The sequence below is a fragment of the Bradyrhizobium sp. T-12 genome, assembly GCF_058314695.1.
On record NZ_CM177756.1, the window covers coordinates 1,076,608 to 1,097,654 of the forward strand.

At 64.2% G+C, this 21,047-nt stretch carries 17 protein-coding genes and 1 pseudogene; 13 read left to right on the forward strand and 5 right to left on the reverse strand.

The features are described 5' to 3' along the window. The first annotated feature begins 8 nt into the window (after positions 1 to 8). The 4 genes from AC0WRY_RS05175 to AC0WRY_RS05190 all read left to right on the forward strand — a co-directional run bounded on the left by AC0WRY_RS05175 (position 9) and on the right by AC0WRY_RS05190 (position 5,349). Positions 9 to 1,505: an aldehyde dehydrogenase family protein gene (locus AC0WRY_RS05175; protein ID WP_194405966.1), complete on the forward strand. Its 1,497-nt coding sequence runs from the start codon at positions 9 to 11 to the stop codon at positions 1,503 to 1,505. Positions 1,506 to 1,616: 111 nt separating this feature from the next. Beyond that, positions 1,617 to 2,744, forward strand: a complete 1,128-nt coding sequence (locus AC0WRY_RS05180) for an alkene reductase (protein WP_194405967.1) — start codon at positions 1,617 to 1,619, stop codon at positions 2,742 to 2,744. Positions 2,745 to 2,889: 145 nt separating this feature from the next. After that, positions 2,890 to 3,390, forward strand: a complete 501-nt coding sequence (locus AC0WRY_RS05185; protein WP_194405968.1) for a GFA family protein — start codon at positions 2,890 to 2,892, stop codon at positions 3,388 to 3,390. Between the two features lie 297 nt (positions 3,391 to 3,687). Further along, positions 3,688 to 5,349, forward strand: a complete 1,662-nt coding sequence (locus tag AC0WRY_RS05190; RefSeq protein ID WP_491122748.1) for a thiamine pyrophosphate-binding protein — start codon at positions 3,688 to 3,690, stop codon at positions 5,347 to 5,349. 85 nt (positions 5,350 to 5,434) lie between these two features. On the opposite strand, the gene AC0WRY_RS05195 is transcribed toward AC0WRY_RS05190, so the two are convergent. Beyond that, on the reverse strand, positions 5,435 to 6,811 hold the full coding sequence (locus AC0WRY_RS05195; RefSeq protein ID WP_491122749.1) for an LLM class flavin-dependent oxidoreductase: 1,377 nt from the start codon (positions 6,809 to 6,811) through the stop codon (positions 5,435 to 5,437). Positions 6,812 to 7,133: 322 nt separating this feature from the next. Between AC0WRY_RS05195 and AC0WRY_RS05200 the strand changes: the two genes are divergently transcribed. From AC0WRY_RS05200 to AC0WRY_RS05210, 3 genes and pseudogenes are all read left to right on the forward strand, one after another. Then, positions 7,134 to 8,528 (forward strand): M20 family metallopeptidase, encoded by a 1,395-nt coding sequence (locus tag AC0WRY_RS05200; protein ID WP_194405971.1) that lies wholly within the window; start codon positions 7,134 to 7,136, stop codon positions 8,526 to 8,528. 104 nt (positions 8,529 to 8,632) lie between these two features. Further along, entirely contained in the window at positions 8,633 to 9,544 is a 912-nt protein-coding gene (locus tag AC0WRY_RS05205; protein WP_194405972.1) for an amino acid ABC transporter substrate-binding protein, read from the forward strand. Between the two features lie 110 nt (positions 9,545 to 9,654). Then, positions 9,655 to 9,765: pseudogene (locus tag AC0WRY_RS05210) on the forward strand (amino acid ABC transporter permease); the annotation flags it as partial. 304 nt (positions 9,766 to 10,069) lie between these two features. On the opposite strand, the gene AC0WRY_RS05215 reads toward AC0WRY_RS05210, so the two are convergent. Beyond that, positions 10,070 to 11,653: an N-acyl-D-amino-acid deacylase family protein gene (locus AC0WRY_RS05215; protein ID WP_194405973.1), complete on the reverse strand. Its 1,584-nt coding sequence runs from the start codon at positions 11,651 to 11,653 to the stop codon at positions 10,070 to 10,072. 191 nt (positions 11,654 to 11,844) lie between these two features. Then, complete coding sequence (locus AC0WRY_RS05220; protein ID WP_194405974.1) at positions 11,845 to 13,110, reverse strand: D-amino acid dehydrogenase; 1,266 nt, start codon at positions 13,108 to 13,110, stop codon at positions 11,845 to 11,847. Between the two features lie 424 nt (positions 13,111 to 13,534). On the opposite strand from AC0WRY_RS05220, the gene AC0WRY_RS05225 reads away from it, so the two are divergent. The 6 genes from AC0WRY_RS05225 (at position 13,535) to AC0WRY_RS05250 (ending at position 18,809) form a co-directional block, all read left to right on the forward strand. Further along, positions 13,535 to 14,509 carry a LysR family transcriptional regulator gene (locus tag AC0WRY_RS05225; protein ID WP_194408174.1) on the forward strand — a complete coding sequence of 325 codons (975 nt, stop codon included), beginning with the start codon at positions 13,535 to 13,537 and terminating at the stop codon, positions 14,507 to 14,509. A gap of 97 nt (positions 14,510 to 14,606) precedes the next feature. Beyond that, a complete protein-coding gene (locus AC0WRY_RS05230; RefSeq protein ID WP_194408175.1) occupies positions 14,607 to 15,458 on the forward strand; it encodes an amino acid ABC transporter substrate-binding protein in 852 nt (283 codons plus the stop codon). 114 nt (positions 15,459 to 15,572) lie between these two features. Continuing rightward, on the forward strand, positions 15,573 to 16,304 hold the full coding sequence (locus tag AC0WRY_RS05235; RefSeq protein WP_194405975.1) for an amino acid ABC transporter permease: 732 nt from the start codon (positions 15,573 to 15,575) through the stop codon (positions 16,302 to 16,304). A gap of 3 nt (positions 16,305 to 16,307) precedes the next feature. After that, the gene (locus tag AC0WRY_RS05240) at positions 16,308 to 17,000 is read left to right on the forward strand and encodes an amino acid ABC transporter permease (RefSeq protein WP_194405976.1); all 693 of its coding nucleotides are present in this window, start codon (positions 16,308 to 16,310) and stop codon (positions 16,998 to 17,000) included. A gap of 12 nt (positions 17,001 to 17,012) precedes the next feature. After that, positions 17,013 to 17,744, forward strand: a complete 732-nt coding sequence (locus AC0WRY_RS05245; protein WP_135166113.1) for an amino acid ABC transporter ATP-binding protein — start codon at positions 17,013 to 17,015, stop codon at positions 17,742 to 17,744. 204 nt (positions 17,745 to 17,948) lie between these two features. After that, a complete protein-coding gene (locus AC0WRY_RS05250) occupies positions 17,949 to 18,809 on the forward strand; it encodes a D-amino-acid transaminase (RefSeq protein WP_194405977.1) in 861 nt (286 codons plus the stop codon). Positions 18,810 to 18,934: 125 nt separating this feature from the next. Here the strand turns inward: AC0WRY_RS05250 and AC0WRY_RS05255 are convergent, their stop codons facing one another. Together AC0WRY_RS05255 and AC0WRY_RS05260 are read right to left on the reverse strand one after the other, a co-directional pair. After that, complete coding sequence (locus AC0WRY_RS05255; RefSeq protein WP_194405978.1) at positions 18,935 to 19,396, reverse strand: carboxymuconolactone decarboxylase family protein; 462 nt, start codon at positions 19,394 to 19,396, stop codon at positions 18,935 to 18,937. A 29-nt stretch (positions 19,397 to 19,425) separates the two neighbouring features. Next, positions 19,426 to 21,045 (reverse strand): MDR family MFS transporter, encoded by a 1,620-nt coding sequence (locus AC0WRY_RS05260; protein ID WP_194405979.1) that lies wholly within the window; start codon positions 21,043 to 21,045, stop codon positions 19,426 to 19,428. Positions 21,046 to 21,047 lie beyond the last annotated feature (2 nt).

Genomic DNA, 21,047 nt, shown 5'->3' on the forward strand with positions numbered 1-21,047 from the left:
GTGCAGCCATGGCTGTGTCGCAGGCTATTCCGATCACGCGCCATCCGTTCGCCAACGGGTCCTACAAGCAGATGCTGATCGACGGGAAATGGGTCGATGCGGCCTCGGGCAAGCGCTTCGAGACGCGCAATCCCGCAACGGGCGAGCTGCTCGCAACCGTCGCCGAGGGTGACAAGGAAGACATCGATCGTGCGGTCGCTGCCGCCCGCCGTGCCTTCGAAGGCCCCTGGAGCAAGGTCAAGCCGTTCGAGCGGCAGAACCTGCTCCTCAAGCTTGCCGACCTCGTCGAGAAGAATTTTGACGAATTGTCGCAGCTCGACACGCTCGACATGGGCGCGCCGCTCAGCCGCACCCGTGCCTATCGTCTGCGCGCCGTCGGCATGCTGCGTTATTATGCCGGCCAAACCACCGCGATCCACGGCGAGACCATCGAGAATTCGCTGCCGGGCGAAATCTTCTCCTATACGCTGAAGGAGCCGATCGGCGTCGTCGGCGCCATCATTCCCTGGAACGGCCCGCTGACCGCGACGATCTGGAAGATCGGTCCCGCGATCGCGACCGGCTGCACCGTGGTGCTCAAGCCTGCGGAAGAAGCGCCACTGACCTCGCTGCGCATCGCCGAGCTGGCGATGGAAGCCGGCATTCCGCCGGGCGTCGTCAACGTTGTCCCCGGCTATGGCGAGACCGCGGGTGCCGCGCTCGCCTCGCATCATGACGTCGACAAGGTCGCCTTCACGGGCTCGCACGTCACGGGCCAGTCGATCATCCGCGCCTCCGCCGGCAATCTCAAGCGCGTCTCGCTGGAGTTGGGTGGCAAATCACCGGACATCGTGTTTGCCGACGCCGATCTCGATGCCGCCGTGCCCGGCGCGGCGATGGCGGTGTTCGCCAATTCCGGGCAGATCTGCAGCGCTGGCACGCGTCTGTTCGTCGAGCAGGCGATCTACGAGGAGTTCGTCGGTCGCGTCGCCGAGTTTGGCAAGAAGCTGCAGGTCGGCAACGGTCTCGATCCCAACGTGCAGATCGGCCCGCTGGTCTCCGAGCAGCAGCTCGAGCGCGTCACCGGTTATCTCGACATCGGCCAGAAGGAAGGCGCACGCGCTCTCGCCGGCGGCGGCCGGGTGACTGAAGGCGCGCTTTCGAAAGGCTTCTTCGTCTCGCCGACGGTGTTCGCGGGCGTCCAGGACAACATGCGCATCGCGCAGGAGGAGATCTTTGGTCCCGTCATCTCCGCGATCGCGTTCAAGGACATGGACGAGCTGGTCAAGCGCGCCAACAACACCACCTTTGGGCTCGGTTCCGGCCTGTGGACGCGCGACGTCAGCAAGGCGCATGCGGTTGCAAAGTCGCTGCGCGCAGGTTCAGTGTGGGTGAACTGCTACCAGGCGATGGACCCGGCCGTGCCGTTCGGCGGCTACAAGATGAGCGGCTACGGCCGCGAGTCCGGCAAGCAGCATGTCGAGGAATATCTCAACGTGAAGGCGGTCTGGATCAAGACGGCGTAAGGGCGCGCTCTCGCGTTCCGCGAGGGAGAATATCTGCTTGGGGGCGGTACCTTTTCCGGTGCCGCCCCTCGCACTATGATCTGCATTCTTTCATACACATCCGGGGCCAGCATGAAATTCGAAGCGTTGTTTAAGCCGTTGCAGGTCGGTCCTTACAAGCTTGCGCATCGCGTCGCGATGGCGCCGTTGACCCGCATGCGGGCTGAGCGCGAGAGCTTTTCGCCGCGGCCGCTCAACGCCGAATATTATGCCCAGCGCGCAACGCCCGGCGGCCTGCTCATTGCCGAAGCCTCGCCGGTGCTGTCGCACGGCCGCGGCAACCCGGCGACTCCAGGCATCTATTCGCAGGGGCAGATCGACGGCTGGCGCAAGGTGGTCGAGGCGGTGCACGCTAAGGGCGGCATCATCTTCCTCCAGCTCTGGCATGTCGGCCGCGTCTCGCATTCCTCGTTCCATGGCGGCGAGCTGCCGGTTTCGGCTTCGGCGATCCCGATCAAGGCGGCCGGGATGAAGGCGATGACCGCCGACGGCAAGATCTCGGACTACGAGACGCCGCGCGCGCTGGAAACCGAGGAGGTCAAGGGGATTGTCGAGGCCTTCAGGCAAGGCGCGAAGAACGCGCTCGCCGCCGGTTTCGACGGTGTCGAGATCCACGGCGCCAACGGCTATTTGCTCGAGCAGTTCCTGCAGTCGCGCAGCAACCAGCGCACCGATCAATATGGCGGTTCGATCGAGAATCGCGCGCGGCTCTTGCTCGAAGTCACGCAGGCCGCGATCGACGTCTGCGGCGCGAACCGCGTCGCGGTGCGGCTGTCGCCCCACGGCATCGCCAATGATTCCGGCGAGCCCGATCCGATGCCGCTCTATACCCATGTGGTGAAGGCGCTCGACAAGCTTGGCCTCGCTTATCTGCATTTCATCGAGCCGCGCTCGAGCGGCGCCGGCCGAGCCGACGTCCATTGGGAGAACGTGCCGTCGGCCATGGTGCTATTCCGACCGCTCTACAGCGGCGTGCTGATGACCGCCGGCGGCTTTACCGGCGAGACCGCGAATGCCGCGATTGCCGAAGGCCATGCGGACATCATCGCGTTCGGCCGCATCTTCATCTCCAATCCCGATCTGCCGCGGCGCCTCGCGCACGGCTACCCGATCACGCCGTACAACCGCGCGACGTTCTATGGCGGCGAGGAGAAGGGGTATACGGACTACCCTGTTTATGACGAGCTGACGCCGGCCTGACCAATCATTCCTGGGTAATGCGAAGCGTCGAGCCCGGAATCCATCTCACGTCCTGGCTTGCTGTTCGATGGATTCCGGGCTCGCGACGTCGTCGTGCCCCGGAATGACAAGCGTATATCGCGTACATGACGACGGAGAGACGTCCATGGCCAAAGCCGCCGCCGCAGGGATCGCCACCGGCCGATGTCTCTGCGGCAAGGTCAGCTTCGAGATCGACATCCCCGCGCGCTGGGCTTGGCACGATCATTCCGCCGCGAGCCGCCGTGCCCATGGCGCGGCGTATGCGACCTATGTCGGTAGCTGGAAGAAGCGCTTTCGCATCACGTCAGGGAAAACGGCGCTGACGCGCTACGAGGACAAGGCGACCAAGACTACCCGCAGCTTCTGCTCGCATTGCGGCACGCCGATCGCCTATGAGCGTCCGCGCGGGCCGCATATGGTCAACATCCCCCGTGCTCTGTTCAGAGAACGTACCGGCCGGCAGCCGCTCTATCACATAGGGATCGAAGAGCTGCAGGAATGGGCCTATACCGGCGAGCCGCTGGTGCCGCTGAAGGGCTTTCCGGGCGTGGTCTGGCAGCGCTCGAAAAAGAAGAAGCGCGCGGGCGGCGAGGATCCGTTCGAGCTGGGGCGCGAGGAGATGTAGCGCGAGCCGCGTTCAGTTCTCGTGCCCCGGACGCAGCGCAGCGCCTCCCGGCGATGCACAGCATCGTCCGGCGCGGTGATGCGCTGCTGAGCCGGGGCCCATGCGTCGGCGAATTCGGTGCGAATCTGGGTCCCGGCTCTGCGCCGCACCGCTGCGCGCTGCGTCGCGTCCGGGACACGAGAGCGCAGTTTGCCGCTCCCACGCAACGCAGCCATGACCGCTCTTCCTTGCGCGCCCCGCGAAAATTCGGCCATCATGCCTTCCGTCCTTGCGGCAACGTCCGCTCCTGGAGGAAACATGAAGAACAAGATCACCGGCCGCTCCGCCTTTCTCGCGCTGCTCAAGGACGAAGGCATCACGCATCTGTTCGGCAATCCCGGCACCACCGAGCTGCCGATCATGCATGCGCTGAAGGACCATCCCGACCTCACCTATGTGATGGCGATGCAGGAGAGCCTGGTGGTCGCAATTGCCGATGGCTACAGCCGGGCCTCCGGCAAACTCGTCGCCTGCAACGTCCATGTCGCGCCCGGGCTCGGCAATGCCATGGGCTCACTCTACAACGCCCAATTCACGGGCACGCCGATGATCCTCACCGCGGGACAACAGGAGCAGGGCCGCGGCCTGATGGAGCCGGTGCTGTATGGCCCGCTGGTGCGCATGGCCGAGCCGCTGGTGAAATGGGCGGTCGAGGTGACGCGGCTGGAGGATCTGCCGCGCATCGTGCGCCGCGCCGCCAAGGTGGCGATGACGCCGCCGACCGGCCCGGTGTTCATCTCGCTGCCCGGCGACATTCTCAACAGCGAGGCCGGCATCGACCTCGGCCGCTCCACCCGCATCGATGCGCGCGTCAAGCCGTCGGACGAAGCGCTGAAAGCCTTTGCCGCGCGGCTGCTGAAGGCCGAGCGCCCCGTCATCGTCACCATGGACGAGGTGGTGAAGAGCGACGCGCTCAAGGAGGCGGCCGAACTCGCCGAGCTGCTCGGCGCTGCCGCCTACCAGTCCTCGACGCCCTACGGCTCGCACTTCCTCTCGGAGAGCCCGAGCTTCGTTGGCACGCTCGCGCGCGTGCAGAAGGTCGCGCGCGATACGCTGGCGCCTTACGACCTGCTGATCGCGCTCGGCGGCGATCCGCTGCGGATGTCGGTCTACAGCGAGGTCGATGCGCTGCCGGACGGGCTCGGCATCGTGCAGGTCGGCCTCGTCGATTGGGAGATCGCCAAGAATTACGGCGCCGAGATCGCGCTGAAGGCGGACCTGAAGGAGACGCTGCGCGCGCTGATCCCGGTGCTGAAGGAGATGGGCGGCGCGACGCTCACGGGCCGCGCCAAGCAGCGTCTCGCCGAGCTCGCGCCGAAGAACTGGAGCGCCCGCCGCGCAGGGCTGGTCGAGCAGATCGGCAAGAGCGCGGGCCGCGCGCCGATTGATCCCGACTATCTCGTGCTGCAGATGGTCGAGGCCATGCCGGAGAATGCCATCCTGGTCGACGAAGGCCTCACCTCGAGCCGCCAGGTCACGGCGCTGCGGCCGCATCGCGACCGCTTCGGCTATCACGGCCTTGCCTCCGGCGGCATCGGCTGGGGCCTGCCGGCCTCCGTCGGCGCCAGCATCGCCAACCCGGATCGCCCCGTGGTGTGCTTCTCCGGCGACGGCAGCGCGATGTATTCGATCCAGTCGCTGTGGACGGCGGCGCATCACAAGCTGCCGCTCAACGTCGTCATCGCCAACAATGGCGGCTACCGCATCATCAAGCAGCGCCTGCTGGCCTTTCACGGCGACGACAATTATGTCGGCATGGATTTCGTCGATCCGCCCGTGGATTTCGCCGGTGTGGCGAAGGCGCTCGGCTGCGAGGCGATCAGGATCAGCGACCCCCGTGAGCTGAAGGCGACTTTGGCCTCGGCGTTTGGCCGGCCGGGGACGAAGCTGATCGAGGTGATGGTGGACGGGAAGGTGTAGCCACTCTGCTCCGCTGTCGTCCCGGCGCCCGTGCGCAATTGCGTACGAGGCCGGGACGATGTCGAGGGTGTGCGACGCCGGGGACCTACCCCTTCTTCCCCACCCGATATCCCGCCGCCGGATGCGGTGCATCGAGCCTCGCGCGGCCGCCGAACAGTTTTTCCCGCAACGTGCCCTTTGCATACTCGGACTTGTACCTTCCGCGCCGCGTCAGCTCCGGCACCAGCATGTCGGCGATGTCCTCGAAATCGCCGGGCGAGATCGCAAACGCAACGTTGAGGCCGTCGACGTCGGTCTTCTCGAACCAGTCCTCGATCTTGTCGGCGACGCTTTCGGGCGTGCCGACCACGACCGGACCGGCGCCGCCGATGCCGACATGCTCGATGACGTCGCGCACGGTCCAGACGCGGTCCGGATCGCCCCGCGTGACGTTGTCGAGGGCGCTGCGGCCGGCATCGTTCTGCACGTGACGCACCTGCTGGTCGAGCTCGTAGCCGGAGAAATCGATGCCGGTCCATCCCGACATCAGGGCGAGCGCGCCTTCCGGATTGATGTGCGAGCGGTAGTCGGCATATTTCGCCTCAGCTTCAGCCTCGGTATTGCCGAGGATGATCGTCATCATGTTGAACATCAAAATCTCCGCCGGGTTGCGGCCGAGTGCGGCGGCTTCCTGGCGGATCGCGGCGACGCGCGGCGCGATGATCTTGGTCGACGGTCCCGACATGAAGACGCATTCGGCGTGCTTGGCCGCGAACTGCCGGCCGCGCGGCGAGGTGCCGGCCTGGTACAGCACCGGCGTGCGCTGCGGCGAGGGCTCGCTGAGATGGATGGTGTTGTTGATGCGGTAGTTCGCACTCTCATGATTGATGCGGTGAACCTTGCTCGGATCGGTGAAGATGCCGCGCTTGCGGTCGCGCAGCACGGCGTCGTCCTCCCAGCTGCCTTCCCAGAGCTTGTAGACGACCTCCATATATTCGTCGGCGATGTCGTAGCGGTCGTCGTGTCCGGTCTGCTTGTCCTTGCCGGCGCCGCGCGCGGCACTGTCGAGATAGCCGGTGACGACGTTCCAGCCGATCCGCCCTTCAGTGAGGTGATCGAGCGTCGACATTCGCCGCGCGAACGGATAGGGCGGCTCGAACGACAGATTGCTGGTGACGCCGAAGCCGAGATTTTGCGTGACGGCCGCCATTGCCGAGAGCAGCAGCAGCGGCTCGTTTGACGGCGTCTGTGCCGCGTTGCGCAAGGCCGCGTCAGGGCTGTTGCCATAGACGTCGTAGACCCCGAGCACGTCGGCGAGGAACAGGCCGTCGAAACGGCCGCGCTCCAGCGTCTTGGCGAGATCGATCCAGTAGGGCAGGCGATTATATTCGGCGGTGCGGTCGCGCGGATGGGTCCAGAGGCCGGGTGACTGGTGCGCGACACAATTCATCGCAAATGCGTTGAGTCTGATCTCTTTGGCCATGCTGGCTCCCCGGCGCCCTGTACTGAGCGCTCTTCGAATGGTAGATGTGCGCCTCGAACTTGACGCCCAACTTGATGTCCTACTTGGCGAAGTTCTTGCATATCGCTTGCGCTTGGCAAGGCCAAAATCAGCGGCGCTGCTGCGCTTGGCAAGCCAATCCCGGGGGTGCAAGGACGAAATCCCAAGAGAAGTGCAAGGGAAGTGCAAGAGAACGACAAGAGAAGTACAAGCCAACCGCAAGAACTGTCCAAGCCCCCGCCACTTTCGAAGGCCAACCCGTGTCGGGTAAGGTCCTTTCTCTCAACGTCTCGAAAAGCAAGTCATGACCAGAGCCGACGCCATCGCCCGCGCCCGTGAGGATTTTACATCCGGCGCCTTCCTCGCCGAGCTCGACCGCCGCGTCGCCTTCAAGACCGAGAGCCAGAATCCGTCACGCGGCCCCGAGTTGCGTGCCTATCTGGAACAGGAGATGCAGCCGGCTTTCGCCGCGCTCGACTTCATCAGCCGCATCGTCGAATCCCCGAGCGGCAAGGCGCCGTTCCTGTTCGCCGAGCATCACGAGAGCGCCTCAGTGCCCACCGTGCTGGTCTATGGCCATGGCGACGTCGTCGATGGGATGGAAGGCGAGTGGCGCGACGGCCGCGATCCCTGGCGCACCACGGTTTCGGGTACGCGCCTTTATGGCCGCGGGACCGCCGACAACAAGGGTCAGCACAGCATCAACATGGCGGCACTCCGCGCGGTGCGCGATGCCCGCGGCGGCAAGCTCGGCTTCAATGCCAAATTCATCGTGGAGATGGGCGAGGAGATCGGCTCGCCCGATCTCGGCAAGGTCTGCGATCTCAACCGCGACGCGCTCAAGGCCGATCTGTTCATGGCCTCCGACGGGCCGCGCCTGTCCGCGGAACGTCCGACATTGTTCTTGGGCTGCCGCGGCGGCATCCGTATCCATCTGGATGTGAATTTGCGCGACGGCGGTCACCATTCCGGCAATTGGGGCGGCGTGCTGGCCAATCCCGCGACCATTCTGGTCAATGCGATCTCCACGCTGGTCGACGGTCACGGCCGCCTCCAGCTCGACGCCCTGAAGCCGCCGCGCCTCACCAACCAGATCCGCTCCTATCTCGCCGACGTGCAGGTGTTGCCGAGTGCGGACGAGCCCGCGCTGGCCGAGAATTGGGGCGAGGAAGGTCTTTCGGCCGCAGAACGGCTCTATGCCTGGAATACGCTGGAAGTGCTGGCGATGTCGTCGGGCAATATCGAGAAGCCGGCCAACGCCATTCCAGGCCACGCCAACGCCGTGCTGCAACTGCGTTTCGTGGTCGGCACCAAGATCGATGGCCTGATCGACGCGATCCGCGCCTATCTGGTCGAACGCGGCTTTCCGATGGTCGAGGTGCGGGCGGCGCAGAGCTTTGCTGCATCGCGCACCGATTTCGACAGTCCCTGGATCAAATGGGCGGCGGATTCGGTGAAAGAGACCACCGGCAAGACGCCCGCGGTGCTGCCGAATTTCGGCGGCTCGCTGCCCAACGACGTATTTTCCGAGATCCTGGGCCTGCCGACGATCTGGGTCCCGCACTCCTATCCCGGCTGTTCCCAGCATGCGCCCAATGAGCACATCCTGCTGCCTCTGACCGAGGAGGCCTTGACGGTGATGGCCGGGCTGTTCTGGGATCTCGGCCAGTTGCCAGGACCCCTGGCAAAACCCCGCTAAACTGAGCCGTTAACTTGAGCCTCGATCTCGCCGAAAGTCACATTCTAATCCAAGCCGATTTGTGCTTGCATCCCGCACGCATCATTCTGAAAGGGGACAAAAAAGTGAAACATTTCCGTAGCATTGGGCTCGCGCTCGCCGCGACTTTCGCTGTCAGCCAGGCTGGGGCCCAGGAGCTGACCGGCACGCTGAAGAACATCAAGGACACGGGCGCCATCACGCTCGGCTTCCGCGACTCCTCGATCCCGTTCTCCTATCTGGATGACAACCAGAAGCCCGTCGGGTTCGCGATGGACATCTGCTACAAGATCGTCGACGCCGTGAAGAAGGAGCTCAAGCTCGACAAGCTCGAGGTCAAGCTCAACCCGGTGACCTCCGCGACCCGCATCCCGCTGATGGCCAACGGCACCATCGATCTCGAATGCGGTTCGACCACCAACAACGCCGAGCGCCAGAAGCAGGTCGCCTTCACCAACACCCACTATCTGACCGCCAGCCGCTACGTCTTCAAGAAGTCGAGCGGCCTGAAGTCGATCGACGACCTCAAGGGCAAGACGGTGGTCTCGACCGCGGGCACCACCAACATCAAGCAGCTCACCGAGGCCAACGTCGAGAAGAAGCTCAGCGCCAACATCATCCCGGCCAAGGATCACGCCGAGGCCTTCCTGATGGTCGAGACCGACCGCGCGGTCGCCTTCGTCATGGACGACATTTTGCTCGCGAGCCTCGTCGCCGGCTCGAAGTCGCCGGGCGACTACGAGATCTCCAAGGATGCGTTCTCCAAGCCGGAGCCCTACGGCATCATGCTGCGCAAGGACGACGCGGCCTTCAAGAAGGTCGTCGATGCCGCGACCGCGGCGCTCTACACCTCCGGCGAGGCGCAGAAGATCTACGACAAGTGGTTCACGCAGAAGATCCCGCCGAAGGGGCTGAATCTCAACACCCCGATCTCGGCCGAGCTGAAGAACGAGTTCGCCAAGCCGACGGATTCGCCCAATCCGGACGACTACAAGTAAGATAAAACCTCGATCTTTCGATCGGGATCATGTCCGGCCACTCTTGACACAGGGGTGGCCGGACATTTGCATAGGCGCCGGGACATCCATAACTGGCGCGTTCGCGCGGGGCACTCATCACGGGCTTGATCGTCGGGGTGATGCGCACGCTGCTGTCGAAAGGCGCCAACTGGTTCGGCTTCTGTTACGTCGAATTCTTCCGCAACATGCCGCTGCTGGTGCTTGCAAGGGGAGCCTACTTCCATCCCAAGCACAACATGTCCCTCTGCGCCGTTGATACCGAAACCGACATCGCCGCTGCGCTCGAGGCCGCGGAGCACGGCCTTGCAACGGTGGCGGCGCTTTGAGAGGTCGGCCGTCAGCTGATGCTGTTCAATGCACGGCCGATGGCAGCAAAGATATCGGCGATCTGTTCCTTGGTGATGATCAGGGGGCGGCGCGCAGCGACCGGTACCTCTGTTGGGCGCGCTCCTTTGATACAACGTTCATAATCAGGTCGTCATTTGAAAGGCCCTCGGGCGATCTCTACGGACAAGTCCCCGGCGCCGGCGTGCGCTTGAGCGCGCGGCCGCTGGCCGCCGTCGTCAGTTGGCCGTCCTGGATCGTCGGCGCGCCGTTGACCAATAGCGTGTGCACGCCGACGGTCAGCTCGCGCGGGCGCACATAGTCCGCCTTCGGCGCGTAGCGGGCCGGGTCGAACACCACGACATCGGCGAAATAGTCCGGCCGCAGATAGCCGCGGCGGTCGAGCTTGAAGATGTCGGCCGACAGCCCGGTGGACTGACGGATGAACGTCTTCAAATCGATGACCTGGCGCTCCCTGACGTAGACGGCGTATTTGCGCGGAAAGGTGGCGAATTGCCGGGGATGGCCGTCGGTGCCGTCGGAGCCGGTGACGACCCATGGCTGCTTCATCACGAGGTCGACATCGCTGTCGATCATGTTGAAGGAAGCGATCGAGTCGCGCGGGTTGGCGCGCAGGATGCGCACCGCGGCGTCGACGGGCTCGACCTTCCACGCCTCGGCCATTTCCGACAGCCGCTTTCCCGTCCATTCCCGATCGACGCTGGTCAGCAGGATCGAGTCCGCGCCGCCGCGGCGTCGCAAATTCTCCATCATCTCGTCGCGGATTTTCGCCATCTGTGCCGCATCGTCGAAACGTTTGATCATCGCCGCATAGCCGCCATCGACCGCCCAGCGCGGCACCAGCGCCGCATCGAGGCTCGTGCTCGACGCCAGCCACGGATATTGATCCGCCGTCACCTTCTGGCCCGCCGCGCGCGCCGCCTCGATCAGGCGGATCACTTCCGGCACTTGGCCCTGCAGGTCGACGCCGAGCGCCTTCAGATGCGCAAAATGCACCGGCATCTCCGCCTCACGGCCAATCTGGAGCACCTCCTTCGCGGAATTCATCAGACCAATGGAATATGAGCTCTCGTCGCGCTGGTGGGTGTCGTAGATGCCGCCGCGGCGCGCGGCTTCCTTCGCCACCGCCACCACTTCCTCGGTCCTGGCAAAACTCTGCGGAGCGTAGAACAGCCCGGCGGAAAGGCCGATGGCGCCTTCGCACATCGCTTGGGCAACCAGCGCCTTCATGCGTTCCAGTTCATCAGGCGAAGGCGCGCGGGCATCATGGCCCAGCACCGCCTCGCGGACCGCACCGAAACCGACATAGCTGACGATGTTGGTGCCGACCTTTTGCGCCTCGAGCTCGGCCTGATCGGCCGCGACGTTGGGCGTACCCCTGCCGTCGACGCCGATGAAGATGGTCGAAACGCCCTGCATGAGCCATGGCGCATTCAGCCGCTTGGCCGCATCGCCCGATCGGATATAGCTTTCGGGATGGGTGTGGACGTCGATGAACCCGGGCGCGACGATCATGCCCTGTGCGTCGATGCTGGCCTTTGCCGCCGGCGCGCCGGCATGCGGGCCGACATAGACGATCCTGTCGCCGCTCACCGCGACGTCGCCGACGAACGGAGCCTCGTCGGCGCCGGTGTAGATCGTCCCTCCGCTGATGATGAGATCGGCCGTGCCGGCGGCGATGGCAGGGGCAGTTGGGACGAGACCAAAGCAAATGGCGGCAAGAAGGGCAGGCAGGCATTTCATCTGAAAAGTCTCCGTCATGCGAGCAGCAGGCTAGTTCGCGTTCTCCCGGCCATCCAATGCAAGCTTTGCATTGGAGGCGCATCTCCCGGGCACCCAAAAAGCTCTTCCTCGCCAACAAAGCCGACCCTTGCGCTCATGGCGGACCTGTTCTGGGATCTCGGCGAGAAAGGGAAACGTACCTGATAGAACCGTCACGCCGCGCGCCGCACCGCAAACGCGCCGGCTTCAATCGCCGCCGGCCTGCCGTCGATCAGGTCAGCGGTGAGGCGGGCGCTGCCGCAGGCCAGCGTCCAGCCGAGCATGCCGTGGCCCGAATTGATGAACAGCCCGGAGAGCGGCGACCACCCGATGATCGGCCGGCTATCGGGCGTCATTGGGCGTAGCCCGCACCATGGCTCGACGTCGCCGTCAGTCGCCATCCCCAGCATTTTCGCCGCCGCGCGGCGCAGGATGTCGAGACGGCCCGGATCAAGGCTTGCATCGTTGCCGTCGAGATCGGCAATCCCGGCAATCCGGATCGCCGTGCCTTCGTCGCGCGCGAGCGGCGCGAACACCAGCTTGCGTTCGAAGTCGGTGACGCTGTGGCGAAGCGCGCTGACTTCGCCCGCGGGCTGCAGCGTGATGCTGTAGCCCTTGACCGGGTAGATCGGCAGGTAAAATCCGCAAGCTCTTGCAAAGGCGCTCGAGGATGCTCCCATGCAGAGAACGAAGCGGTCGGCTTGCACGCGTCCCTTAGCGGTGTCCACACCAACAAGACGGCCGCCGGACCGGACCGGTCCGGTCACAGGCGTGTCGAGCAGCCACTCGACATTGTTTCGCTGTGTCAGGCGGTCGGCAAGCGCGGCGCAGAACGCGGCGCAATCGCCGACCTGTTCGGAGGCGGTGAAAATGCCGCCGGCGAGTTCGCGTGCTCCGAGCTTGAGCGCGGGCTCCAGTGCGAGGCACTCGGCCGGTGTGAGCACCTGCTGCGCATTGTCAGCGCCGGCCTTGCCGGTGACGGCGCTTCGTGCGGCGTCGAATTCGCTGGGCGAACGGAACAGCACCAGCTTGCCGGCGGTTCGCAATCCAAACGCGAGATCGAGCGTCTGCGACAGGCGTGTCAATTCGTCCCGGCTGATGGCGGCAAGCGCGAGCTGCGCGGCAACGGTGTCGCGCACGGCGGCCGAGCGGCAGGCGAGCAGGAAGCGAACGCCCCAGGATATCAGATGCGGATCGAGGCCGGGGCGAATACGCATCGGCGAGTCTCTGGCGACCAGCAGCGAGGGCAGCTTCAACAGTGTCGCAGGCGATGCCAGCGGGGTCACGAAGGCATAGGACAGCTGGCCGCCGTTGGCGGCGCTGGCGTCGGCGCCGGTCTCGGCATGGCGGTCGACGATGATCACGTCATGTCCGGCCTCGCTGAGGCACCATGCCGTCGTCAGTCCGATGACGCCGGCGCCGAGGACACAGATTTTCATGTAAGGACTCATTCTGGACTGTCGCCCGATGCGGCAACAGAGCCGATCGGGACGAGGAGTGGCGTTGCGGCCGCCAACCTAGGGCGGCCTGATCGCCCCCGGCGATGCCATGTCTGCATCATGCAAAACTTGCATGATGGGCCCCGCCGTAGCACGCTGGAGCAGTCGGGCGGCATCGGGCGAATGCTGATCGGCGCATGAAAGGCTGGGATTTGAAGGGGATTGGGCGGGAATCGGCGTCGGAAGGGCCTGATGCAAAGCTTGCATTGGTCGGGCCATATGCCGCTTCGCTAGGTTGCGCGCCATGGGGCAACCAATACCGTGGCAGCAAGCATGGCCGGTCGACGCGCGCCGTTCTGCGCCGTCGGGAGCTGGGTATCGCGGGGAACCTGCCGCAGCGTCCGGCATCAAGACAGGTCGCGTGATGGAACTGCGCTGGCTGCAGGATTTTCTGATGGTGGCCGAGACCGGCAACTTCACCCGTGCGGCCGAGCGGCGCAACACGTCGCAGGCGGCGTTCAGCCGCCGCATCAAGTCGCTGGAGGCCTGGCTCGGCTTCGATCTGATCGATCGCAGCGTCTATCCGACGCAATTGACGCCGCAAGGCGAGCGCTTTCGCGAGCATGCCGGGGAATTGCTGCGGCAGATGCTAGACAGCCGCGACGAGCTTGGCGGCAAGCCGCTGCGCTCGCATGAGCACATCAGGATCGCACTGCCGTTCGCCATGGCGACGGCGCAGCTGCCGCAGTGGTGGCAAGCCTGGTCCGCCGAGCGGCGCATGAGCTGTTCGGTCGTGGTCGGCAACATCCATGATCTCGTCACCTCGCTGGTGTCGGGCAACGCGGACCTGATGATCTGCTATCACCACGCTCAGCAGCCAATCCATCTCGATCCGGATCGCTACGAGCGCGTGAGCCTCGGCACCGAGTATTTGCGGCCCTATGTCAGCGAGGCGCTGGCCGCCAAGGGAGGCATATCGCTGCCGGGCAAGGCGTCGCATCCGGTGCCGCTGCTGATGTATTCGCCCGGTGTCTATTTCGCGCGCCTGGTCGATCTCATCCTGGAGAATGCCCCGATCACCGGCCAGCGGGTGATCGAAAGCGACATGTCCGATGTGCTATGCGAGATGGCGCTGGCCGGACGCGGCGTCGCCTGGCTTACGGAAGGTACCGCCGCGGCGCATGGCCACAAGGGATTGGCGGCCATCGGGGGCAACAAGTGGGCGTTGCCGCTATCTTTAGTCGCATTCAAGGACCGGACGAATAGCCAGCGATCGCTAAATCTCTTTTGGTCCGAACTGCGCAGGAATAATGCGGCCCATGCCGCAGACGGGCGTACGGGGAAGGTTGCGAAAGGACCGGTCAAATCGCCTGCCAGGCCTTCGAGATCGAGTCGCTGAAGTATCGTCAGTCAATAACCAAAAGAGGGAGAATTTCGTGAAATACCGTCGGATCAGCTTCTGTCTGCTTGCTGGCGCGTTGTCCGCCGGGCCGGCGATGGCCCAGGAACTCACGGGAACGCTGAAGAACATCAAGGACACGGGCGCCATCACGCTGGGCTTCCGCGACTCCTCGATCCCGTTCTCCTATCTGGATGACAACCAGAAGCCCGTCGGGTTCGCGATGGACATCTGCTACAAGATCGTCGACGCCGTGACGAAGGAGCTCAAGCTCGACAAGCTCGAGGTCAAGCTCAACCCGGTGACCTCCGCGACCCGCATCCCGCTGATGGCCAACGGCACCATCGATCTCGAATGCGGCTCGACCACCAACAATGCCGAGCGCCAGAAGCAGGTTGCCTTCACCAACACCCACTTCCTGACCGCCAGCCGCTACGTCTTCAAGAAGTCGAGCGGCCTGAAGTCGATCGACGACCTCAAGGGCAAGACGGTGGTCTCGACCGCCGGCACCACCAATATCAAGCAGCTCACCGAAGCCAACGTTGCCAAGGGCCTCGGCGCCAATATCATCCCGGCCAAGGATCACGCCGAAGCCTTCCTGATGGTCGAGACCGACCGCGCGGTCGCCTTCGTCATGGACGACATTTTGCTCGCGAGCCTCGTCGCCGGCTCGAAGTCGCCGGGCGACTACGAGATCTCCAAGGATGCGTTCTCCAAGCCGGAGCCCTACGGCATCATGCTGCGCAAGGACGACGCAGCCTTCAAGAAGGTGGTCGATGCCGCGACTGCGGCGCTCTACACCTCCGGCGAGGCGCAGAAGATCTACGACAAGTGGTTCACGCAGAAGATCCCGCCGAAGGGGCTGAATCTCAACACCCCGATCTCGGCCGAGCTGAAGAACGAGTTCGCCAAGCCCTTGGACTCGCCGAACCCGGACGACTATAAGTAAGATAACTTCGATCTTTCGATAGGAATCATGTCCGGCCACTCTTGACACAGGGGTGGCCGGACATTTGCATAGGCGCCGGGACATCCATAACTGGCGCGTTCGCGCGGGGGACACGTGAACTATAACTGGAACTGGGGAATCTTTTTCCAGCCGAACCCGATGGGCACCGGCACCTATCTCGACATGCTCTTGTCGGGCCTGGTGCTGACCCTCAAGACCGCGGCGCTGGCCTGGATCATCGCGCTGATCACCGGCTCGCTCGTCGGCGTGATGCGCACGCTGCCGTCGAAGGGGGCGAACTGGTTCGGCTTCGCCTACGTCGAATTCTTCCGCAACATGCCGCTGCTGGTGCAGCTTTTCCTGTGGTTCTTCGTGCTGCCGGAATTGTTGCCAAAAGGCGCCGGCACCTGGCTGAAGCAGCTGCCGAACGCGCCGTTCTGGACGGCGGCGATCGGCATCGGCTTCTTCATGTCGGCGCGCGTCGCCGTGCAGCTGCAGGCCGGCATCGGTTCACTGCCGCGCGGGCAGAAGATGGCGGCAACGGCGCTGGGCCTGACCACCGCGCAGGGCTATCGCTACGTGCTGCTGCCGATGGCGTTCCGCATCATCCTGCCGCCGCTGACCTCCGAGTTTCTCAACACCATCAAGAACACGGCGGTCGCCATCACCATCGGTCTGCTCGAGCTGACCGGACAGGCGCGCTCGATGCAGGAATTCTCGTTCCAGGTGTTCGAGGCCTTCACCGCCGCGACGATCCTCTATCTCCTCGTCAATGCCGTTGTCGTGACCGCGATGCGCTTCCTCGAGCGCTGGGTCGCGATCCCCGGCTACATCACGGGGAAATAAGCGATGTTCGCCAATCTCGATTTCGACGTCATCCGCCGCGCGCTGCCTTACCTGTTCTACGAGGGCATGACGTTCACGCTGACGCTGACGGGCCTCGCGGCCCTCGGCGGCCTTATCTTCGGCACGGCGCTCGCCCTGATGCGGCTCTCCGGCTTCAAGATCCTTGGCCGCATCGCCGGGGTCTATGTCGACTTCATGCGCTCGCTGCCGCTGGTGCTGGTGATCTTCTGGTTCTACTTCCTGGTGCCCTATATCGGGCAGTGGGTGACCGGCGCCTCGCGTCCGATCAGCGTCGGCGCGTTCGCGTCCTCGCTCATCACCTTCATCATGTTCGAGGCGGCGTACTTCTCCGAAATCATGCGCGCCGGCATCCAGTCGATCTCGCGCGGCCAGCCGTCCGCGGCCAGTGCGCTCGGACTGACCTACGCCCAGACCATGCGCTACGTCGTGCTGCCGCAGGCGTTTCGCAACATGCTGCCGGTGCTGATCACGCAGACCATCGTGCTGTTCCAGGACACTTCGCTGGTTTACGTCCTGTCGATCACGGACTTCCTGGGTGCGGCGAGCAAGGTGGCCCAGCGCGACGGGCGCCTCGTCGAAATGTACCTGTTCGCAGCCGTGGTCTACTTCACCATTTCCTGTATCGCGTCCTTCGGCGTCCGCCGCCTGCAGGCGCGCATCGCCATCATTCGCTAGGGCTCCCCGCTCATGATCGAAATCAGCCACGTCAACAAATGGTACACGCCGAGCTTCCAGGTGCTGACCGACTGCACGACCAGCGTCACCAAGGGCGAGGTCGTCGTGGTCTGCGGCCCCTCGGGCTCGGGCAAGTCGACCTTGATCAAATGCGTCAATGCGCTCGAGCCGTTCCAGAGCGGCGACATCAGCGTCGACGGCACCAAGGTCAATGATCCCAAGACCAATCTGCCGAAGCTGCGCTCGCGCGTCGGCATGGTGTTCCAGCATTTCGAGTTGTTCCCGCACCTCAAGATCATCGACAATCTCTGCCTCGCGCAGGAGAAGGTGTTGAACCGGTCGCGCGACAAGGCGATGGCGAAAGGCATGCAGCTGCTGGAGCGCGTTGGCCTCAAGGAGCAGGCGCAAAAGTTTCCCGCGAACCTGTCAGGCGGCCAGCAGCAGCGTGTTGCGATCGCCCGTGCGCTCGCCATGGATCCGATCGTCATGCTGTTCGACGAGCCGACCTCGGCGCTCGACCCGGAAATGGTCAGCGAGGTGCTTGACGTCATGGTGGACCTCGCTCATGAGGGCATGACCATGATGGTCGTCACCCACGAGATGGGCTTTGCCCGCAAGGTGGCCAATCGCGTGATCTTCATGGACCGCGGCGAGATTGTCGAGGACGCGGCAAAGGAAGACTTTTTCGGCAAGCCGCGCAGCGACCGCGCGCAGAAGTTCTTGTCGAAGATCCTGTCGCACTGACCGGTCGTCGTCCCGGGGCGCGCGAAGCGCGAACCCGGGATCCATCAGGCCGCGTACGCCGAGCGAAATGGATTCTCAGTTGCGCAATTGCGCACCATAGCTCGTTGCTTCGCAACGCCCGGAAAGACGAATAGAGGGTGATCCGTCCTTCTAACTGGCGTATAAGCGCGCCAATTCCCCATTTCAGTCCCCAGGAGACCTGCCTTGGACCCGCTCGCCTACGTCAACGGCTCATTCGTCCCGCTCTCGGATGCCAAGATCTCGGTCCTCGATCGCGGCTTCCTGTTCGCCGACGGCATCTATGAGGTCTCGGCCGTGCTCGACGGCAAGCTGGTCGACAACGCCTCGCATCTGGCCCGCCTGGAGCGCTCGGTCGGCGAGATCAAGCTTAAGCTGCCGGAGACGGTCGAGCGCATCACCGAGCTGCAGAAGGAGCTGATCGCGCGCAACAAGCTCGTGAACGGTCTCGTCTATCTCCAGGTGACGCGCGGCGCCGACAAGGGCCGCGACTTTCCGTTTCCCAAGGCCGACGTCAAGTCGAGCCTCGTGATGTTCACCTCGGAGAAGGACATCATCAACGCCGCCGCGGCGACGACGGGTATCAACGTCATCACGGTGCCGGACATCCGCTGGGAGCGCCGCGACATCAAGAGCGTGGCGCTGCTCGCGCAAGTGCTGGCAAAGCAGGCCGCCGCCGAGGCCGGCGCCGGCGAGGCCTGGATGCTGGAGGATGGATACGTCACCGAGGGCGGTTCGTCCTCGGCGTTCATCCTCACCAAGGACGACGTCATCGTGACCCGCAAAAACTCCAACGCGATCCTGCCGGGCTGCACCCGCAAGGCCGTGGTGGCGCTCGCCGAAGAGCGCCAGCTCCGCGTCGAGGAACGTTCCTTCACCGTCGCCGAGGCACTCGCCGCCAAGGAGGCCTTTGCCACCTCGGCGTCACTGTTCGTCCAGCCGGTGGTTGCGATCGACGGCAAGACAATCGGCGACGGCAAGCCGGGCCCGATGGCCACGCGCCTGCGCGAGATCTACGTGGAGTTCGCCAAGGCGACGGCGGTTTAGGCCGCATAGGCAGCTATCGTAGGGTGAGCAAAGCGAAGCGTGCCCACGCATTCTTGCGACCATGAAAAGATGGTGGGCATGGCGCAAGTGCGCCTTTGCCCACCTTACGGCACCTTCGCTGGGGCCTACGCTACCGACGCCTTCACCTTCACCGGATGAACCGCGCGGAACGCGATCGCGATCCTGTTCCAGGCGTTGATGGCGCCGATCAGCATGGTCAGGTTCACCGTCTCCTCCTCGGAGAACTGCGCGCGGACCTGCTCGTAGACATCATCGGGCGCGTGGGTCTGCGAGATCAACGTCACCGCGTCAGTCCAGGCCAGCGCCGCGCGCTCGCGGTCGGAATAGAGCGGAGATTCGCGCCAGGCATCGAGCAGGTAGATGCGCTGCTCGGTCTCGCCGCGCTTGCGGGCATCCTCGGTGTGCATGTTGATGCAGAAGGCGCAGCCGTTGATCTGCGACGCCCGGATCTTGACCAGCTCGATCAGTGATTTCTCGAGACCGGTCGACTGGATCTGCTCTTCCAGTGCCATCAGCGCCTTCATCGTGTCAGGGGCGGCCTGATAGAAACTCATGCGGGGCTTCATGGTCGTTCTCCTTGCTGGTTGGGTTGACGTCAGTGGGCGCCGCCGGCCGAGGTCTGGCCGGGCTTCTTCAGGAAAAGGACGGCAACCAAGGCCACGATCAGCGCCATGCCGAGTAGATAGAAAGTGTCGCTGAAGGCGAGGATGTAAGCCTGCTTCTGCACGGTATGTCCGATCGCGACATAGGCGCGATGCGCGGCGTCCGCACGGTCGAGGATGCCGTGATTGACGAAATATTGCGTCAATTGTTCCAGTCGCGTCCGCGTCGCCTGCTCGAACACCGACACCGATTGCGTCAACACGTTGGAGTGATATTGCTCGCGCTTGGTCAGCACCGTTTGCAGCAGCGCGATGCCGACGGCGCCGCCGAGATTGCGCATCATGTTGAACAGTCCGGAGGCCGAGCCTGCGTTCTCCGGCTCGATGCCCGCGGTTGCGACCGCCGACAGCGGTGCCATCACCAGCGCCTGGCCGATCGCGCGGACGACATTGGGCCACAGCAGCTGGTCGGCGGCATAGTCGCTGGTCATAGTGATGTTCATGAAGTTCGAGCCTGCGAACAGCACGAAGCCGATTCCGATCACGAGCCGCGCATCGAATTTCTGCATCAGGCGCGGCACCAGCGGGATCAGCACCAGTTGCGGCAGTCCGGTCCATGCCAGCACCATACCGATCTGCTCGGCGTTGTAGCCCTGGATGCGCGCCAGATATTGCGGCAGGATGAACACCGAGCCGTACAGCGCAATGCCCAGCAGGAAGTTCGCGAGCATGCCGAAGCCGAAATTGCGGCGGACCAGCAGGCGCAGGTTGAGCAGCGGCTTCTTCACCGTCAGCTCGATGACCAGGAAGGCGGTCAGTGCGGCGGCCGCGATCACTGAGAGCTTGACGATGAAAGGTGAGCCGAACCAGTCGTCCTTGTTGCCTTCCTCCAGCACGGTCTGCAATGCCGACAGCCCGATCGCCATGGTGATGATGCCGGCCCAGTCGCCCTCCGCGAGCAGCGACAGCTTCATCGGTTTGGCCTCGAGCGCGTACCAGAGCATGCCGACCATGACCGCACCGGGGACGAGGTTGACGTAGAAGATGTACTCCCAGCCGAAATTCTCGGTGAGATAGCCGCCGATGGTCGGGCCGATCGCGGGGGCGAACGTCGCGGACAGCGCGAACAGCGCCAAGCCCACCGGCTGTTTGGCGCGCGGCAGCAGCGTGATGATCAGCGTGAATGCCATCGGGATCAGAACGCCGCCGGTGAATCCCTGCACGGCACGCAGCACGATCATCTGCGACAGATCCTGTGCCAGCGCGCAGGCCGCCGACAGGAGGAGGAACAGGATCGCGTTGGTGAGAAGATAGATCCGGATCGAGAACACCTGCGCCAGCCAGCCGGACAGCGGGATCACCACGATCTCGGCGATCAGATAGGAGGTCGAGATCCAGCCGCCGTCGTCGATGCCGGCGCCGATCGCGCCCTGGATGTCCGCGAGCGAGGCATTGACGATCTGGATGTTCAGCACCGCCATGAAGGCGCCGAGCGTGGCGCCGATCACCGCGATCCAGGTTCTTGCGGACACCGCCGGCGCGGCGGGCGCAGCGGGCGCAGCGGGGGCGGAGAGGCCCGCAGCGGCGTCGACGGTCGGTTGCAGCGTGCTCATGG

Excerpts from the sequence above, each read along its gene's own strand:
- AC0WRY_RS05255 (WP_194405978.1), bottom strand. The coding sequence starts at position 19,396 with ATGAAGCCCCGCATGAGTTTCTATCAGGCCGCCCCTGACACGATGAAG.
- AC0WRY_RS05240 (WP_194405976.1), top strand. The coding sequence starts at position 16,308 with ATGTTCGCCAATCTCGATTTCGACGTCATCCGCCGCGCGCTGCCTTAC.
- AC0WRY_RS05215 (WP_194405973.1), bottom strand. The coding sequence starts at position 11,653 with ATGAAATGCCTGCCTGCCCTTCTTGCCGCCATTTGCTTTGGTCTCGTC.
- AC0WRY_RS05245 (WP_135166113.1), top strand. The coding sequence starts at position 17,013 with ATGATCGAAATCAGCCACGTCAACAAATGGTACACGCCGAGCTTCCAG.
- AC0WRY_RS05190 (WP_491122748.1), top strand. The coding sequence starts at position 3,688 with ATGAAGAACAAGATCACCGGCCGCTCCGCCTTTCTCGCGCTGCTCAAG.
- AC0WRY_RS05175 (WP_194405966.1), top strand. The coding sequence starts at position 9 with ATGGCTGTGTCGCAGGCTATTCCGATCACGCGCCATCCGTTCGCCAAC.
- AC0WRY_RS05230 (WP_194408175.1), top strand. The coding sequence starts at position 14,607 with ATGGCCCAGGAACTCACGGGAACGCTGAAGAACATCAAGGACACGGGC.
- AC0WRY_RS05195 (WP_491122749.1), bottom strand. The coding sequence starts at position 6,811 with ATGGCCAAAGAGATCAGACTCAACGCATTTGCGATGAATTGTGTCGCG.
- AC0WRY_RS05220 (WP_194405974.1), bottom strand. The coding sequence starts at position 13,110 with ATGAAAATCTGTGTCCTCGGCGCCGGCGTCATCGGACTGACGACGGCA.
- AC0WRY_RS05180 (WP_194405967.1), top strand. The coding sequence starts at position 1,617 with ATGAAATTCGAAGCGTTGTTTAAGCCGTTGCAGGTCGGTCCTTACAAG.
- AC0WRY_RS05185 (WP_194405968.1), top strand. The coding sequence starts at position 2,890 with ATGGCCAAAGCCGCCGCCGCAGGGATCGCCACCGGCCGATGTCTCTGC.
- AC0WRY_RS05200 (WP_194405971.1), top strand. The coding sequence starts at position 7,134 with ATGACCAGAGCCGACGCCATCGCCCGCGCCCGTGAGGATTTTACATCC.
- AC0WRY_RS05260 (WP_194405979.1), bottom strand. The coding sequence starts at position 21,045 with ATGAGCACGCTGCAACCGACCGTCGACGCCGCTGCGGGCCTCTCCGCC.
- AC0WRY_RS05225 (WP_194408174.1), top strand. The coding sequence starts at position 13,535 with ATGGAACTGCGCTGGCTGCAGGATTTTCTGATGGTGGCCGAGACCGGC.